Raw genomic sequence first — 16,535 nt, 5'->3', positions numbered from 1 at the left:
GCCATGCCGACCTACGACGACGACCTGCGCCTGGCTCACGTGATCGCCGACCAGGTCGACTCCCACACCATGTCCCGCTTCAAGGCCCTCGACCTGACTGTGGAGTCCAAGCCGGACAACACCCCGGTGAGCGACGCGGACCGCACGGCCGAGGAGATCATCCGCAGCCACCTCTCGCGGGCTCGCGGTCGTGACGCGATCGTCGGCGAGGAGTTCGGCGAGTCCGGGCACGGCGCGCGGCGCTGGATCGTCGACCCGATCGACGGGACCAAGAACTTCGTGCGCGGCGTCCCCGTGTGGGCCACGCTCATCGCGCTGGCCGACGGCGACGAGGTCGTCGTCGGGCTCGTGTCCGCGCCCGCGCTGGGCCGCCGCTGGTGGGCCGCCAAGGGCACGGGCGCGTGGACGGGGCGCTCGCTCGCGGCCGCGAGCCGCCTGAGCGTGTCCAAGGTCAGCAGGCTCGAGGACGCGTCGCTGTCCTACTCGTCGCTGTCCGGCTGGGAGGAGCGCGGCAAGCTCGACGCGTTCCTCGACCTGACACGCGAGACGTGGCGCACGCGCGCCTACGGCGACTTCTGGTCCTACATGCTCGTCGCGGAGGGTGCCGTGGACGCGGCCGCCGAGCCCGAGCTCGAGCTCTACGACATGGCTGCCCTGGTCCCCATCGTGACCGAGGCCGGCGGGAGCTTCACGTCGCTCGACGGCGCGCCCGGACCGTGGGGCGGCAATGCCGTGGCGACCAACGGGCTGCTGCACGACGACGTCCTGGGCCGGCTGTCCTGACGGGTCCGTCGTGAGCTGCTGACCGGCTGCGCCTGGCTGCCGAGAACGAGGTTGTGGTCGCTATCCCACGGATAGCGACCACGACCTCGTTCTGGGCACGACTACTTCGCGCGCGGCACGCTCTTGAGCTCCGACCAGTCGTACCAGAGCAGGTCGCGCTCGCTCACGCGGTCGAGGGCCGCGTCGAGGTCCTCGTCGCGGTCCTCGTCGGCGGCTGCGAAGACGTCGGCGATGTCGGTGGCGGCCTCGGGCTCGTCGACGTGCACGCACACGATCCGCACCTCGGGGATGGTCGCCGTGACCTCGACCGCGCTGGGTGCGACGTCCTCGGCGGTCTCGCCGCCACGGGGCTCGGTCAGCGAGACCATCTCGTCGGGGACGTCGACGGTCACGACGAGGCGCTGACGCGGGGCGCCGACCCGGCCGGCGATGAGCGCGAGGGAGTCGTCGGCGGCCTCGAGGGCCGCGGCGAACTCCAGGCCCTCCTCGTCCTCGTCGGGCAGCTCGCGGGAGAGGGCGGACGTGACGGCGTGGGCGGCTCGCGGAGCGAGCGACCACACGGCCTCGTCGCCGGTCACGGTGACGGCGTCGAGCTCGTCGACGGTGGCGGGAACGTAGATGCGCATGGGATCAGTGTGCCGGTTCCGGGACGCGTTCGCGTGATCCGCCCGCTGCGGGAGCCACCGGCACTGTTCCGAGCTCGGTCCGTACCCGTTGCGCCAGGGCCGCGACCGCGTGCCGTACCGCTGCCTCGGGCGCCAGCTCGGCGAGCGTCCGCCCCGCGAGGAGCGTCGCGTCGAGCGAGGCCCGGTCGTCGGGCAGCACGTGCAGGTCCACGACGCCCCCGTACCGACCGAGGGCGTCACGGACCGCCACCTCGGGGCGCGGCCCTGCCGCCGAGGCGCGGACGCGGTTCGCGACGACGATCCTGTGCGCGCCTGCTCCTGCGCCCGAGTCGGCGAGCTCGGCGAGTCCCCGCACGAGCCGCTGGATCCCGATGGCATCTGCTCCCCCCACGACGAGCACGGCGTCCGCTGCGGCGAGCGCGCTCAGGGTCGCACCGTTGCGCTGGGGGGCTCGGGTGTCGTAGGTGAGGAGCTCGTCCTGCTCGATCCCGAACCCGCAGTCGATCACGGTCCAGTCCGCGAGCGCCCGGCCGTGCTCCCAGACGACGTCGAGCGACGAGCCCGGGAGCTCGGGCCAACGCGCGGCGCGGGCTATCCCCGTGAGGACGCGCAGGCGCGGTGCGACCTCGGGGGCCAGGCGCGCGAGTCCCGCCAGGTCGAGCGTGCCGTGGCTCGCGCTGCGTGCCGCCGCGGCGATCCCGGACGACTCGTCGAGCAGCCCGAGGTGCTGGGCCACTGATCCGGCGTAGGTGTCCGCGTCGACCAGGAGCACGTCCTGGGGACGAGAGCCCTCCGTGCCCGACGACGGGCCGTTCCTCCGGCGTCCTCGTCGACGCCTGCCGATCCCGCGCTCGGGCCCCAGTCCGGCCAGCTCCGCGGCGAGGTGCACCGCGACCGTGGTCCGCCCGGGTGCGCCCGTGGGACCCCAGACGGCGAGCACCCGTCCGCGGCGCGTCTCGACCGGCGCGGGCACCGGGGGCGCACCTCCCGGTCGACCTGAGCCGCGACCTGCCGGAGGCGCTCCGGGGGCGTCGGCAGGTCCTGTGCCGCTCCCCCGCCCCCGCGCCTCGTCACGCACCGTCTCGACGAGCACCGAGGTCGGCGTGCCCTCGTCGAGGACCACGTCGATCCCGATCGCCCGCAACCGGTCGGCGAGCCAGCCCGGTCCGTCGGCGAGGGCCACGACCCGTACCCCGTGCTCGTGCAGGTGAGCCACGGCCTCCCGGTCGAGGCCCGGCAGGTCGGCCGAGATCACCGCCGCCGTCCCCGCGCCCGCGCCGGCTGCCGCCAGGAGCTCGGTGAGGTCGGCGCATCGGCGCGCGACCGCGACCCCCGATCCTGGCCTCGTCAGTGCCGTCACGACGACCGTCTCGCCGTCCCCGCGCACGGCGCACAGGACCGACGCCGGCGGCGTGGTCGGTTCGAGCGTCATGACGCTCCCCCGGCGACCGGCACGACGGCGATCTCGCCCTCCGCGGCGAGTGCACCCAGGACCTCGGGCAACGAGTCGGTCGGGACGAGCACGTGGAGCGTCGTCGTGCCGCCGGTGACGAGCGTGCTCGACGCCTCCGCGACCTGCGCGACGACGACCTGGCCCACGAGCTCGTGCGGCGGTTCGGGAGCCGAGGACTCGTCCCCTGCACCTCGTGCGCTCGACGTGTCCGGGACGAACCAGACGTCCACGAGCGCGCCGTCCGTGACCCGGTCCGACAGTCCTCCGGCGACCGAGATCGCCACGGGCCGTACCGCGAGGTCGGCCGGGTCACCGACCGCGCTTCGCGGGACGAGCTCACCCTCCCCGACGACGCGCAGCGCCACGAGGTCCTCGGGCACGGCCTCGCCCACGACGAAGTAGGCGTCCTCCCCCGCACCGAGGCGGACGTCGACGGTCCGGAGCGCACCCAGGTCGAGCGTCTGGCCCGGGGTGAGCGGCCCGGCCGCGGCATAGACCGCGACGGTCCGTCCTGCCGTCGACACGGCCCAGGACCCGAGGGCCACGGAACCCGCCACGAGGACGATCCCGAGCACGAGTCGTGGGTCACGCCAGGTAGGTCTGCGTATCCGTGCCGCCGTCGGGGTGGGCGGGCGGTCGATCGTGCTCGTCATGAGGATCCGTTTCGTCGGGACGGTCGAGGGCGGAAGGGGCGGGCGAGGTCGGTCGGGCGCTGCGGGTCGGGTGCTGCCTCGATCCGCACCTCGGGCGAGGCCGGGAGGCGTGCTCGTGCACATCATGGCTGCTGGGACGTAGGGGCGGGAGGTGACCTCGGGGTGGCTGTGGACAACTCCGTCCATCCGGCGCCCCGTGGAAGAATGTCGGCATGGCACCGCGCTTTCTCACCCTCGCCGACGTGACGGAGGAGCTCAACATCTCCGCAGCGCAGGCGTACGCCCTGGTCCGCAGCGGCGACCTGCCGGCGATCCAGGTCGGCGGGCGCGGGCAGTGGCGCGTCGAGGCCACCGAGCTCGAGGGGTACATCCAGCGCATGTACCAGCAGACACGTACGCGTATCGACGCCAGAGACTTCGAGGGCTGAGCCGCTCCTACCCGTCGAGGCCGTCCGTCGACGGAGCGCACCGTCGCGGGGCGTGCGGCACCTGCCCTGCGCCGCTGCCAGACCCTTCTCCCCCTGCTCCCCTGCATCCCCCTGCGCCGGCCCCTAGGTCTCGCTCACGCACACCAGTGCGGAGAACGGTACGAGTCGACCTGACCCGGCCGTCCTGCCCGGCCCCTGGTCGCGTCGCGGCTCGTCGATGTCCAGGTGGTCCCTGCCCACCCGTGCGATCCGCCCGTCCAGCTGACCGGACGTGGTCCGGACGCGGACCTGCGCACGGTCGCGCATGAGCGCGCGCAGCACCGCACCGAGCGACCTGCCCACCTCCGCGTGCGTGGCAGGCGCCAGGGCGTTGCGGGTCAGACCGGAGATCGACGCGATCGCGGCCGACGGCACGACGTGCTGTCGCGATCTCTCGGCCAGGAGGACCCATTCAGGGGCCACGTCGCGTACCTCGGCTGCCAGACGGTGCCCGTCGGCGAGGTGAACGTCGAGCGGCGCGCCCACGGCCGCCCGCAGCCGGTCCGTCAGCAGGATCGTCGCCTGCTCCGCGCGGGTCAGCTCGGCGACGGCCTGCATCCCGTCGGCGGCCTCCGCCGCGTCGAGCTGTGCCGTGAGATCGGCGAACAAGAGGTCCCAGCGCACGCGGACACGCTAGTGCCTACCCGGGGGGTTTCGTCCAGACCTGTCCGCAGTGCGACATTCCCCTGGACAAGACAAGGAGGATCGAGTTTGATGTAACGAGATCAAACGCGATCAAATGCGATGATCAGGAGTGCACGGAAGTCACCGTCTTCAGGGGGAAGCAATGACGCAGCAGTCTCGGCACGCACAGGACGGCGAGCACGATCGACGCGCGCCACGGCTCGCGGCTCTCGTCGCCCTCTCGACCGCGGGCGGGCTTGCCGCAGCCCTCCTCGCGGGACGAGGGCTTCGCATGCTCCAGTCCCTGCCTGCGGCACACGTCGAGGTGTACCTGGAGATTCTCGTGCTCGCCGTCGGTGCTGCGCTCGCCGCATGGGTCGCACTGACCTCCGCCGTAGCCCTGGTCTGCCTGATCGCTCAGAGCGTCGGGCAGCGATGGGAGACGGGTGAGCGCCTCGTTCGTCGCCACGCACCCGCTGCTGTCCGCAGGCTTGCCAGCGTCGGCGTCTCGCTCTCGGTCGGAGCCGGACTGACCCTGGGAGCGGGCTCAGCACAGGCCACCGAGCTGCCGTACGTGCCGGAGGACAGCACGAGCGGACCCGTCGTCGACCTGGGATGGCAGCCCACCACTCCGACGGACGGCCCGGTCGGCGACGAACAACACCTGCTCGGCAAGGACCTGACGGACGCCACCTCCGAGGACGTCCCCCCGGCTCCGCCGCTGCCCGCGCCCGGTCCCCGGTCGTCAGCAGGAGACCACCTCTCCGCCCCTGCCGCCGACTCGCCCCCCGGGCAAGATCCTTCGGCCGTTCCCGAGCCCGTCCCCACCGTGGCAGCCTCCCGGTCGGCCGCACCGCCGTCCGAGCCGTCCACCGCACCGGCTCCCCACACCGCAGCACGCTCCCCCCATGCCCCCACGATCATGGACGCGCCGCCGACCGGGCGGCCTGACGGTGCCGGGACAGGTTCTCCCCAGCCCCCGCACACTCCCCTCGGCACGCTGCTCGGCTCACCAGCACAGACGGCAGCACCTTCCCCGACCACGACGTCGGACCCCACCGCACCCGCGCCCACGGTCGTGGAGATCGTCGTGCTCCGCGGCGACACCCTGTGGTCGATCGCGGGCAGGAGCCTGGGCCCGAACGCCTCCGACGCATCGGTCGCCACCGAGTGCCGACGCTGGTTCGACGCCAACCGAGACGTCATCGGTGACGATCCCGACCTCATCAAGCCTGGTCAGATCCTCAGCGCACCCCTGTCTCCCTGACCTCGGGCGCGGCGGCCGACCGCCCCGCGCACACCTCTTCCCCGCGACCGGCAGCCAGGCCGGTCCCACGTCTCGCCCCGCGGGGCGCTCGCACGAGCGCCCCGGTCCCTCGTCGTACCCCGAAGGAGCACCATGTCGATCTCCACGGAGCATCCCGTCGTCCGCACCCTGCGTTCGGGCGGGGTCCCCCGCCACGACCCCGTCGCGACCCTGCCGCGGGCCGGCCACCGATCAGTGCGGGTCCTGACGTTCGGCGGCCCACCCCAGTTCCCGCACTCCGAGGACCTGGAGGAGAGCGGCCGACCCGTGGTCTCCGCGCCGGAGGCGGACCTGCCGGACCCGACCTCGATCTGCTGCTCGGTCGTGCGCGCCGCGGTCGAGGTGCTGCGAGGCGAGCGGCCCGTCGCACAGCTCCAGCGCTGGCTCGCCCCCGACGTGTTCGACGCGATCGGTCGCCGCGCACAGCTCACCCAGGACGCACCGGACCGCGTCGTCGCCTCCCGCCCCGTCGCGATCCGTCGGGCCAGGCTCCTGCGGCTCGGCGACACCGCTGCCGAGGCCACGATCGTCCTGGAGGACATGGACAGAGTGCGAGCGGCGGCCGTCCGACTCGAGGCCCGGCGCGGCGTGTGGCGCGTCGTGGTCCTCGAGATCGGCTGACCGCCGCTCGCAGTGCTCCTCGGGCGAGGGCTAGTCCTCTTCGTTCAACCCGTGGCAGAGCTTGTACTTCTTGCCCGAGCCGCAGGGGCACTTGGCGTTGCGGGGCGTGCCGGGGAACGTGCGCCCGTCACCCTCGACCGCGGTCGCCTCGCCGTGCAGGGCGCGGCGGGCACGGCGCGAACCGTCACCCGAGACCACGGTCTGTCCCGAGCCGTCGTCCGACGGCGCCGAGTACTGCAGCGGGATCTGCTCGCCCGGACCGTCGAGGCCCTTGGCGATCAGCGTGGGCTCGGCCTTCGGTGCGGGGGCCGAGGCGGCGTCCTCGACGGGCGCGTCCACGACCTCCTCGGCGACCGGCTCGTCCTGGACGGCCTCGGCCTCAGCAGCTGCCTTCGCGGCGGCTGCTGCCGCCACGGCGGCACCCGCGGCCGCGGCCCCGGCCGTCCCTCCGAACGCCTGACCCGCCGCCGACTGCGCGGCAGCAGCGGCCGACACCGGGTTGACCGCGGGCGTGGTCGGCTCGGCGACCTTGACCTCGAGGTTGAACAGGAAGCCGACCGACTCCTCCTTGATGGCCTCGGTCATCGCCTGGAAGAGCTGGAAGCCCTCGCGCTGGTACTCGACGAGCGGGTCGCGCTGCGCCATGGCGCGCAGGCCGATGCCCTCCTTGAGGTAGTCCATCTCGTAGAGGTGCTCGCGCCACTTGCGGTCCAGCACCGAGAGCACCACGCGGCGCTCGAGCTGACGCATGTTGGAGCTCCCGAGGGTCGCCTCGCGGTCCTGGTACGCCACGCGGGCGTCGGACAGGATCTCCTCGAGGATCAGCTCGCGCGTCAGGCGCGTGGCTCCCCCGGCCTGCTCGACGACCTCGTCCACCTCGATCGAGACCGGGTAGACCGCGCGCAGCGCCGTCCACAGGCCCTCGAGGTCCCAGTGCTCCGGGTTGCCCTCGGACGTGGCGCCGTCGACGTACGCCGTGACGACGTCGGTGATGAAGTGCTGGATCTGCTCCTGCATGTCCTCGCCTTCGAGGACGCGGCGACGCTCGTCGTAGATGACGGTGCGCTGACGCGAGAGGACGTCGTCGTACTTGAGGACGTTCTTGCGGATCTCGAAGTTGCGCGCCTCGACCTGACCCTGCGCGCTCGCGATGCCGCGCGTGACGATCTTGGACTCGAGGGGCACGTCGTCCGGGAAGCCCGCGCGGTTCATCATGGACTCGGCGAGGTTCGAGTTGAACAGACGCATCAGGTCGTCCTGCATCGACAGGTAGAACCGGGACTCGCCCGGGTCACCCTGACGGCCGGAACGACCACGCAGCTGGTTGTCGATACGACGCGACTCGTGACGCTCGGTGCCGAGCACGTACAGCCCGCCGAGCTCCTTGACCTCGTCGTGCTCCGCGGCCACCGCGGCCTTGGCGCGCTCGACGGCCTCGGGCCACGCGGCCTCGTACTCCTCGGGGTTCTCCGTGGCGTCGAGCCCACGGGCCGCGAGGTCCGCGACGGCCATGAACTCGGCGTTGCCACCGAGCATGATGTCCGTCCCACGACCGGCCATGTTGGTCGCGACCGTGACCGAGCCCTTGCGGCCGGCCTGCGCGACGATCGCGGCCTCACGCTCGTGCTGCTTGGCGTTGAGGACCTCGTGCGGGACGCCCTGCTTCTTGAGCTTGGACGAGAGCAGCTCGGACTTCTCGACGCTCGTGGTGCCGACCAGGACCGGCTGACCCTCGGCGTGGCGCTCGACGATGTCCGCGACGACCGCGTCGAACTTGCCCTCCTCGTTCTTGTAGACGAGGTCCGGCTGGTCCACACGCTGCATCTTGCGGTTCGTGGGGATCGGGACGACGCCCAGCTTGTACGTGCCCTGGAACTCCGCGGCCTCGGTGTCGGCCGTACCCGTCATGCCCGAGATCTTGTCGTACAGGCGGAAGTAGTTCTGGAGCGTGATCGTGGCGAGCGTCTGGTTCTCCGCCTTGATCTGCACGCCCTCCTTGGCCTCGATGGCCTGGTGCATGCCCTCGTTGTAGCGGCGCCCCGCGAGGATACGACCTGTGTGCTCGTCGACGATCATGACCTCGCCGTTGAGGACGACGTAGTCCTTGTCGCGCTTGAAGAGCTCCTTGGCCTTGATCGCGTTGTTGAGGAACCCGATGAGCGGCGTGTTGAGCGACTCGTACAGGTTGTCGATGCCGAGGTAGTCCTCGACCTTCGCGATACCGGGCTCGAGCACACCGATGGTGCGCTTCTTCTCGTCGACCTCGTAGTCGGTCTCCGGGTTCAGGCGGCGGACCACCTTGGAGAACTCGCCGTACCAGCGGTTCGCGTCGCCCGACGCGGGGCCCGAGATGATGAGCGGCGTACGCGCCTCGTCGATGAGGATCGAGTCGACCTCGTCGACGATCGCGAAGTTGTGGCCGCGCTGCACCAGGTCGTCGGTGCTCCACGCCATGTTGTCGCGCAGGTAGTCGAAGCCGAACTCGTTGTTCGTCCCGTACGTGATGTCCGCGGCGTACTGCTCGCGGCGGACCGCCGGGGTCTGCCCGGAGATGATGCAGCCCGTCGTGAGGCCGAGGGCGCGGAACACGCGGCCCATCAGGTCGCTCTGGTACTTGGCGAGGTAGTCGTTGACCGTGACGACGTGGACGCCCTTGCCGGACAGCGCGTTGAGGTACGCCGGGAACGTCCCGACGAGGGTCTTGCCCTCACCGGTCTTCATCTCCGCGATGTTGCCCATGTGCAGGGCCGCGCCGCCCATGAGCTGCACGTCGTACGCGCGCTGCCCCAGGGTGCGACGAGCCGCCTCGCGGACCGCGGCGAAGGCCTCGGGGAGCAGCTCGTCGAGCGTCGCCCCGTTCGCGATCCGCTCCTTGAAGCGGTCCGTCTCCTCGCGCAGCTCCTCGTCGCTGAGGTCCTCGAAGCTGGGCTCCAGCTTGTTGACCTGCTCAGCCAGGCCGGACAACTTCTTCAGGATCCGGCCCTCGCCGAAGCGCAGGACCTTCTCGAGGATCGCAGGCACGCAGTACTCCCGTATCGATCGCGCCCCCGGGCCGGACGGTCCGGGGCGAATGCGAGGCGACCACCTTTCGGCAGTCGGCTGGATCACACCACAGACCATCGTAGGCGAGTCCCGAGCGTGGTAGGGCTTCTGTCCGGCGATGGGGGTTTCGCTCTGCGGCGAAACCCGCCGCGCCGGCCGCCCGTCACCTCTACCCGGCGACCACCCCCGCGGCGCCCTGTGCCGGGGGCTGGGCGAGCTCGGCGGCGAGCGCAGGTGCGAGGTCCCCCAGCGGCCCGACGACGACGCTCGCCATGCCCAGCCAGGTCGCCATGAGGCGGAGCTCGGCCGCGAGCGCCGGGGCGGTCTCTGCGTCCGCATGCTCCTCGCGGTGGGCTGCGAGGACCCGCAAGATGCCCGCGCGACGATCCGCCTTGAGGTCCACCTTGGCCGTGATGCGGTCACCCTGGAGGAACGGCAGGACGTAGTAGCCGTGGACCCGCTTGGCCGCGGGCACGTAGATCTCGATGCGGTAGCGGGTCCCGAACAGCTGCTCGAGCCGAGTCCGCTCGAACACGAGCGGGTCGAACGGGCTGAGCAGCGCGCGCCCCTGCGCCCGTCGCGGGACCACGGCGTCACGGTGCAGGTACGTGGTCTCGTCCCACCCCCGCACCTCGACGGGCCGGAGCACGCCGTCCTCGACGAGCTCGTCGAGCGCACGTCGTGGGGCCGGCCCTCTGAGCCGGAAGTAGTCGCGGAAGCAGCGCAGGGTCCCGACCCCGTGCGCCCTGGCCCCGATCTCCAGCAGCCGACGGACCGCGTCCTCGTCGCTCACGGGTGGCGCCGCGACGACCGCGGCGGGAAGGACGCGTTCGGTCAGGTCGTAGCAGCGCTCGAACGCCGCGTTGCGGCGCGCGGCGGTGATCTCACCGGTGAAGAAGAGGAACTCGAGGGCCCGCTTGGCGAGCGACCAGTTCCAGCCCCACTCGGTCGTGGTGCGCGCCTCGCCCATGCCCTCGGCCTCGAGCAGCTCGTGGACCTCGCCCGCGGTGATGGGGCCGCGCGCCGCGACGATCCCGCGGACGTGCTCGACCACCGCGGAGTGCGACAGCTCGACACCGCTGATGGCCCCCCACGCCTCGGTCCGGTAGGCACGCTGGCGCCACTCGAGGAAGCGGTAGGTCTCGGGCGGTACGTAGGAGGCCACGTGCCCCCAGTACTCGACGAGCCTGCGCGGCGCGCGACCCGCCGCGCGGTCGAGCAGGCTCACGTCGTAGGGACCGAGGCGGGAGTACAGCGGGACCAGGTGCGCCCGGGCCAGGACGTTGACCGAGTCGATCTGGAGCAGCCCCAGCCGGTCCACGGTGCGCTGCACGTGCCGCAGCGTGACCTGCCGGGGCGTGGCTCCGTCGTCGGGCCGGGGGGTGTGCAGACCCTGCGCGGCGAGCGCGACGCGACGAGCCTGGGCGAGCGACATTGTCTCGGTCTTCACCCGACCCATCCTGCCCGTCCCCCCTGACACACGGCGCGGCGAGCGTGCGGGCCACGCAGCGCGGGCCGCACGCCGACGGGGTGGCCTCGCCTGGTCGGCGACGCCACCCCGTCGGGTCGGTTCTGGGTCAGACGGACCTCGCGGTGCTCACCCCTGGTCGGGGGATCCCTTCAGGCCGCCGGCGCACGCCGTGTCGAGCGCGATGACCCCGTAGCTCCAGCCCCTGCGCCGGTAGGCGACCGAGGGACGGGCGGTCTCGACGTCGACGAAGAGGTAGAAGTCGTGGCCCACCATCTCCATCTCGTAGAGGGCGTCGTCGATCGTCATGGGCTCCGCGGAGTGCAGCTTCTGACGGATGACGACGGGCGAGTCGCCGAGCTGGGTCTCGACCGCCTCGCCGGGCACACCGGGGTGCGCGGCGACGGGCTCGGGCTGCTTGTCCTCCGGGATGAACGGCCGGACGTCGACGGGCGGCTGGGGGTTGTTGTTGCGGTGGTCCTTGCGGCGGTCGCTGACGCGCCGCAGCCTCTCCTGAAGCTTGTTCATGGCCAGGTCGAGTGCCCCGAACCGGTCGTCGGCTGCCGCCTCGGCGCGGACGACGGGTCCCTTGGCGCGGACGGTCAGCTCGACCCTCTCGCGCACCTCGGACAGTCGGGGGTTGTTCTCGTGGGTGACCTCGACGTCGATCCGCTGGGCGGTCGGTGCGAACTGCTCGAACTTCGCGAGCTTTTCTTCCACGTGTCGGCGGAAGCGGTCAGCCACTTCCGTGTGCCTGCCGACGACAACGATCTCCATGTGAGCCTCCGCAAAGGGTCTCGGACGCTCCCGTTTCTCCAGAGCGTCCCGTGTGGTCCTGGGTCTGGCTCCCCCGAGGGGGATCCGGAGTACCTATCACCTCCCTGCCCGAAGACCTTGCCTCGGGTCTGTCGCTCTGTGGCCGCACGGGTCCCGTTACCAACCGTTCCCCGTGACGACTGGACCCCAGGTTAACCCCCCTGCGAGGTAAAGGCAGCATCTACGCGAGATGAACTTCGGGGGCCGCGGAACCCCGCCGAGGAGGGGGTGTCGCGGCCAGCACGACAGCCCCCAGGACGCGTGCTCCGAGCCCCTCCAGGGCGCGCTCGCAGGCCGCGAGCGTGGCCCCCGTGGTGAGCACGTCGTCGACCAGGAGGCACGTGGCTCCCACGAGCGACGGGCTCGACCGGACGCCCTGCCGGGTCGCCCGGACCGTCGCCAACCGCTCCCCCCGGCCCCGCGAACCCCGCCCCACCTGGTCGCGCCCGCGCTGCGCCAGCAGTGCCGCAGGGACTGCCTCGAGGCCCGCCTCTCCGAGCCCCTGCGCGAGGGCGCGGGCCAGGGAGAGGACAGGCTCGCGCCCCCGGGCGCGCCGGGCCGCGCCGGTCGACGGCGCAGGCACCACGAGCACGGGGCCCCGCCCGCTCCCGGCACGGGTCCTGGTCTCCCCGCGCCCGACGGCGGACCGCACCTGGGGCGCCAGGGTCACCCCTGCCCGGCGCGCCGCGGAGTCGAGCACCCCTGCGAGGTCCACGCGCCCCTTGTCCTTCCACGCCACCACCACGTCCCGCAGCGGGCCCGTGTACGACGCGCAGGCCCACACGGGCAGCGGGGGCCGACCGTCGAGCCGGTCGAGCCGTGGGGCGTCCCGCTCGCGGCGGGTCGGCGCGGCGTCGAGCAGCCCGGCGCACCCAGGGCACAGCACCAGGTCCCTCGCGCCGCACCCGGGGCACTCGATCGGGACGACGAGCCGGGTCAGCGAGGCGGCCGCGCCCGCGAGCGCGGCGACGAGCGGGTGATCCCCCAGGAAACCCGTGGCCGTCGGGAGCCGGCGGCCGGGGGTCCCGGTAGCCGGTGAGGGGCGACGGGGCGCTCGGCGACCCGAGGACGGCGCGGAGGAGGACGGCACGGCCGGAGCCTGCCACGCCGCGCCGCGTCCCAGGGCGGCACCGAACTTGCCCTGTGGACCCAGCATCGGTTCTGGCGCCTGTGCACCGGCCCGTGCGCAGGCACAGCCTCCGCACCACCGGGTCAGCCCGGGAACGTCGGCAGCGCGACTCCCTCGATCCGCTTCTCCCACACCGCACCGGACCGGCTGCGCCCGAACAGCGTGCCGTTCTCGGTCAGGACCTGCACGGTTCGTTCCCCGTCGCCCGCGCTGATCGCCGTCGCGCCCGCCACCGGGGACAGCCGGGTCGTGTCTCCCCCGACCGCGACGAGATGGACCGCCGGAGACGTCTCCGCCTCGTCCGTCCCGAGGACCGCGAGCAGCGTCTCGTCGGCCCACACGACCTGAGACGCCGACCTGATGGGCGCCCCGACCCGGAAGGGTTCGGACAGCGCGGTCGGCACGTCCTTCTCGTCGCGCACGATCCCTGCGACGTCGACGCGGGTCGCTCCCAAGGCGTCCGAGCTGACCACCGCGATCCGCGCCCCGTCGTGAGCCACCCGGATCGACTGGACGGAACGACCGGCGAGCCACGGGGCGGCGACCTCGACCGGGGTCCCGGCGTCGGCCAGGTCCGACCGCACGACCTGCAGGACTCCCGCCTGCGCCCGCGGACCCGACCAGACACCACCCAGCCGGTCCACGCTCGGGGCCAGGAGGTCGTCGCCGGTCAGGAGGGTCACCCCCGGAAGGGTCTTCGTCGGCAGGCGCAGCAGGTTGCTCGTACCGTCCCGGACGACGAGGGGGCGGGCGTTGGCGCCCTGCGCGAGCGCGGTCGCGTCGATGCCCTCGAGCGAGACGGCAGGAGCGAGCGGAACCAGGTCGTCGGCTCCCGTCTCGAGCGTCATGACCTGGCCCTGGGCCGCGACGACCTCGTTCCCCACCGCGTCCGCCTTGGCCAGCACCGGGCCGCCTGAGGGCGTGCTGAGCAGGTCCTCGCCCCGATACAGGTTGACGGTCAGAGGCACCGCGTCGAAGAGCGTCGCCTCGAGCTGCGCCTTGAGCAGCGCGCGGTCCTCGGGCGACGCCAGCGAGATCGCGTCCGTCAGGCGCACGTCGACGACCCCGCCCTCGTTCGTGACCGCGTCGATGCTCAGGCGCGTCCCCTCGGGGACGACGACGTCGGTCGAGCCGCGGAGCCACTCGACGGGACCGACCAACGTCTCGTCCACCGCGTTGGTCTGCCAGGTCCTGTTGGGGAACCAGCGCTCGTCGGGGACCAGGACCTCACGGTCTGCCGACGGGAAGTAGAGGCGGGTCGACCTGAAGGCGGCCAGGAAGGCGCTCTGCGAGAGCAACAACCCGTCCTCGGCCGTCTCGATCCGCCACTGCCCGTCGCTGCGACGGACGAGCCCGAACGAGACGACCGTGCTGACCGGCACGTCCTCGGTGTACACGCCACGCTTGTCCAGGGCGCCCACGACCGACGCGCTGCCCGTGACCGTGACCGCACCGGTCTGCATCGCCTCCTCGTCGTACGTCAGGTCCAGGTCCCCGTCGAAGACCAGCACCTGCGTCTTCCAGTCCCAGTCGTCCGACGTGAGGAACTCCTGCGCGACGTCGAAGTCTCCCGCCGGCCCGGCCGCCTGCGCGGTCAGGAAGCCCGACACGATGCCCTTCGGGTCGTCGCCCACCGCGGGGCCCCGCGCCCGCAGGCCCGGAGCGTTGAAGCCCTGCACCACGGTGTCCCCCTGGATCACGGGACCGGACGTGGGGATCGCCGCACAGCCCGAGAGGGCGACGGCCGCCACGACGAGGCTCGCGGCCCGCGCGGCCCAGCGACGTCGTCGTTCCGCTGTCCTCGTCATGGTCGCTCCTCGTCCGCGGTGTGCTCGTGCGCCGCCCGGAGCGCCCCCTGGCGCCCGGCGACCAATGGCTCGTCGGGGAGCACGGGGAGCGCCGACGGGCTCGTGGTCCCTTCGGCCGGGTCCTCGACCGGACCCACCGGACCTGTCGCCGGGCCGAGCCCGCGCGTGCGGGTGGGCTCCTCCGGGACGAGCGGGAGCGGGGAGGACGAGAGATGGATCCCGGCCCGGAGCGGGAGCGTGAGCCGGAACGCAGCGCCCCGACCCGGGCGGCCCCACACCTCGAGCCAGCCTCCGTGCAGGTGGGCGTCCTCGAGCGAGATCGCCAGACCGAGCCCGGTCCCGCCGGTCGTGCGTGCCCGCGCCGGGTCCGCCCGCCAGAAGCGGTCGAACACGTGCAGCGCCTCGTCCTCGGTCATCCCCACGCCGTGGTCGCGGACGACGATCGCGACCGCGTGCCGGTCCTGGGCGACCGTGATCTCGACGGGGCGCTCCTCGGCGTGCTCGATCGCGTTGACCACGAGGTTGCGCACGATCCGCTCGACCCGTCGCGGGTCGACGTCCGCGATCGCGGGCTCGTCCGGGAAGTGCACCGACATCCAGACGCCCTTGCGCTCGGCGAGCGGGGCCGCGAGGTCCACGGCCGCGTTGACGACGTCTCGCACGTCGCGCCGCTCGGCGTCCAGCTGCGCTGCCCCCGCGTCGAACCGGCTGATCTCGAGGAGGTCCGCAAGGAGGTCCTCGAACCTGTCGAGCTGGGTCTGCAGGAGCTCCGCCGACCGCTTCGACGCGGGGTCGAAGTCGTCGCGCGAGGCGTGCAGGACCTCGCCCGCCATGCGGATCGTCGTGAGCGGCGTGCGCAGCTCGTGCGACACGTCCGACACGAAGCGCCGCTGGAGCAGGGACAGCTCCTCCATCCGACCGATCTGGAGCTGGAGGCTCTCGGCCATCTCGTTGAACGAGCGCGCGAGCGTCGCGAGCTCGTCGTGGCCCTTCACCGGCAGACGCTCGTTCAGGTGCCCGTCGGCGAGCCGCTCGGCGACGCCTGCGGCGTTGCGGACCGGCTGGACGGCCTGGCGCGTCACGACCCAGGTGATGAGCACCAGGATGCCCACCATGAAGGCTGCCCCGAGGGCCAGCGTCCCCTGGAGGAAGGACAGCGTCTCCTGCTCGGGCGCGAGCGAGTACAGGAAGTAGAGCTCGTACGTCCCGACCGTGGGGACCTGGACCTTGGACCCCACGAGCACCCCGGGGTCCACGGGCGAGTGCGGGTCGGACGGGTCCCGGGGGATCGCGACCGACTGGAGCTCGCGACCGTCGCTCTCGAGGACCGCGTCGCGCAGCTCGTCCGAGACCAGGCTCGTCAGCTGGTTGTCGGTGCTGACGTCGTTGAGGCGCGAGGTGGCTCCCTCGGGCCGCATGAGGAAGATCTTGCGGTCCGGGCTGCCGCTCGTGCGCAGGGTGTTGTGGACGTCGAGGAGGAGAGTCTGGAGCTCGGAGTCCTTGGTCTTGGACAGCGACGCCGTGAACAGGCTCTGCGCCTGCTGGATCGAGTTCGCGCTCTCGACGTTGATCTGCTCGAGCCGTTGCTCGAACAGGCCGTCACGCATGGTGCTCGACAGGTAGGCACCGAGAGCCGCGACCGTGATCGCACCCACGACCAGCGCGGTCCCGACGACGCGCAGCTGCATCGACGACCGGGCGCGCCAGGTGAGCCGTCCGATCGCGGCACGCACCCGACG

14 protein-coding genes are annotated in these 16,535 nt (G+C 72.4%); 4 read left to right on the top strand and 10 right to left on the bottom strand.

The features are described from left to right. Positions 1-3: 3 nt before the first annotated feature. Positions 4-783, top strand: a complete 780-nt coding sequence (gene hisN, locus ACFWGN_RS10620; protein WP_191800064.1) for a histidinol-phosphatase — start codon at positions 4-6, stop codon at positions 781-783. Between the two features lie 101 nt (positions 784-884). Here the strand turns inward: hisN and ACFWGN_RS10615 are convergent, their stop codons facing one another. The 3 genes from ACFWGN_RS10615 to ACFWGN_RS10605 are packed head-to-tail and all read right to left on the bottom strand — an operon-like array spanning position 885 to position 3,515. Beyond that, positions 885-1,409 carry a DUF6912 family protein gene (locus ACFWGN_RS10615; protein ID WP_056646107.1) on the bottom strand — a complete coding sequence of 175 codons (525 nt, stop codon included), beginning with the start codon at positions 1,407-1,409 and terminating at the stop codon, positions 885-887. Positions 1,410-1,413: 4 nt separating this feature from the next. Then, the gene (locus ACFWGN_RS10610; RefSeq protein WP_377616816.1) at positions 1,414-2,841 is read right to left on the bottom strand and encodes a CpaE family protein; all 1,428 of its coding nucleotides are present in this window, start codon (positions 2,839-2,841) and stop codon (positions 1,414-1,416) included. Continuing rightward, positions 2,838-3,515 carry a hypothetical protein gene (locus tag ACFWGN_RS10605; protein ID WP_377616815.1) on the bottom strand — a complete coding sequence of 226 codons (678 nt, stop codon included), beginning with the start codon at positions 3,513-3,515 and terminating at the stop codon, positions 2,838-2,840. The genes ACFWGN_RS10610 and ACFWGN_RS10605 overlap by 4 nt, the downstream gene beginning before the upstream one ends. Before the next feature lie 212 nt (positions 3,516-3,727). Here ACFWGN_RS10605 and ACFWGN_RS10600 point away from each other — a divergent pair, with 212 nt between their 5' ends. Next, complete coding sequence (locus ACFWGN_RS10600; protein ID WP_377616814.1) at positions 3,728-3,943, top strand: helix-turn-helix domain-containing protein; 216 nt, start codon at positions 3,728-3,730, stop codon at positions 3,941-3,943. A 123-nt stretch (positions 3,944-4,066) separates the two neighbouring features. On the opposite strand, the gene ACFWGN_RS10595 is transcribed toward ACFWGN_RS10600, so the two are convergent. Further along, positions 4,067-4,606, bottom strand: coding sequence for a hypothetical protein (locus ACFWGN_RS10595; RefSeq protein ID WP_377616813.1), 540 nt, complete (start codon positions 4,604-4,606; stop codon positions 4,067-4,069). A 163-nt stretch (positions 4,607-4,769) separates the two neighbouring features. On the opposite strand from ACFWGN_RS10595, the gene ACFWGN_RS10590 reads away from it, so the two are divergent. Further along, on the top strand, positions 4,770-5,873 hold the full coding sequence (locus ACFWGN_RS10590; RefSeq protein WP_377616812.1) for a LysM peptidoglycan-binding domain-containing protein: 1,104 nt from the start codon (positions 4,770-4,772) through the stop codon (positions 5,871-5,873). 132 nt (positions 5,874-6,005) lie between these two features. Continuing rightward, the gene (locus tag ACFWGN_RS10585; protein ID WP_377616811.1) at positions 6,006-6,533 is read left to right on the top strand and encodes an Rv3235 family protein; all 528 of its coding nucleotides are present in this window, start codon (positions 6,006-6,008) and stop codon (positions 6,531-6,533) included. A gap of 30 nt (positions 6,534-6,563) precedes the next feature. Here ACFWGN_RS10585 and secA read toward each other — a convergent pair whose 3' ends face one another. From secA to mtrB, 6 genes are all read right to left on the bottom strand, one after another. Further along, entirely contained in the window at positions 6,564-9,554 is a 2,991-nt protein-coding gene (secA, locus tag ACFWGN_RS10580; RefSeq protein WP_377616810.1) for a preprotein translocase subunit SecA, read from the bottom strand. Between the two features lie 190 nt (positions 9,555-9,744). Then, positions 9,745-11,034, bottom strand: a complete 1,290-nt coding sequence (locus ACFWGN_RS10575) for a winged helix-turn-helix domain-containing protein (protein ID WP_377616809.1) — start codon at positions 11,032-11,034, stop codon at positions 9,745-9,747. Positions 11,035-11,172: 138 nt separating this feature from the next. Further along, positions 11,173-11,820 carry a ribosome hibernation-promoting factor, HPF/YfiA family gene (hpf, locus tag ACFWGN_RS10570; RefSeq protein ID WP_377616808.1) on the bottom strand — a complete coding sequence of 216 codons (648 nt, stop codon included), beginning with the start codon at positions 11,818-11,820 and terminating at the stop codon, positions 11,173-11,175. Positions 11,821-12,040: 220 nt separating this feature from the next. Next, a complete protein-coding gene (locus ACFWGN_RS10565) occupies positions 12,041-13,015 on the bottom strand; it encodes a ComF family protein (protein WP_377616807.1) in 975 nt (324 codons plus the stop codon). Between the two features lie 56 nt (positions 13,016-13,071). After that, on the bottom strand, positions 13,072-14,796 hold the full coding sequence (locus ACFWGN_RS10560; RefSeq protein WP_377616806.1) for an LpqB family beta-propeller domain-containing protein: 1,725 nt from the start codon (positions 14,794-14,796) through the stop codon (positions 13,072-13,074). Beyond that, on the bottom strand, positions 14,793-16,529 hold the full coding sequence (gene mtrB, locus ACFWGN_RS10555) for an MtrAB system histidine kinase MtrB (protein ID WP_377616805.1): 1,737 nt from the start codon (positions 16,527-16,529) through the stop codon (positions 14,793-14,795). The genes ACFWGN_RS10560 and mtrB overlap by 4 nt, the downstream gene beginning before the upstream one ends. Positions 16,530-16,535: the final 6 nt, after the last annotated feature.

Origin of the sequence: Oerskovia sp. NPDC060338, from assembly GCF_042726295.1 — a bacterium.
In the GTDB taxonomy this organism is placed as follows: Bacteria; Actinomycetota; Actinomycetes; order Actinomycetales; family Cellulomonadaceae; genus Oerskovia; species Oerskovia merdavium.
This window is presented reverse-complemented; position numbering and strand designations above follow the sequence as displayed.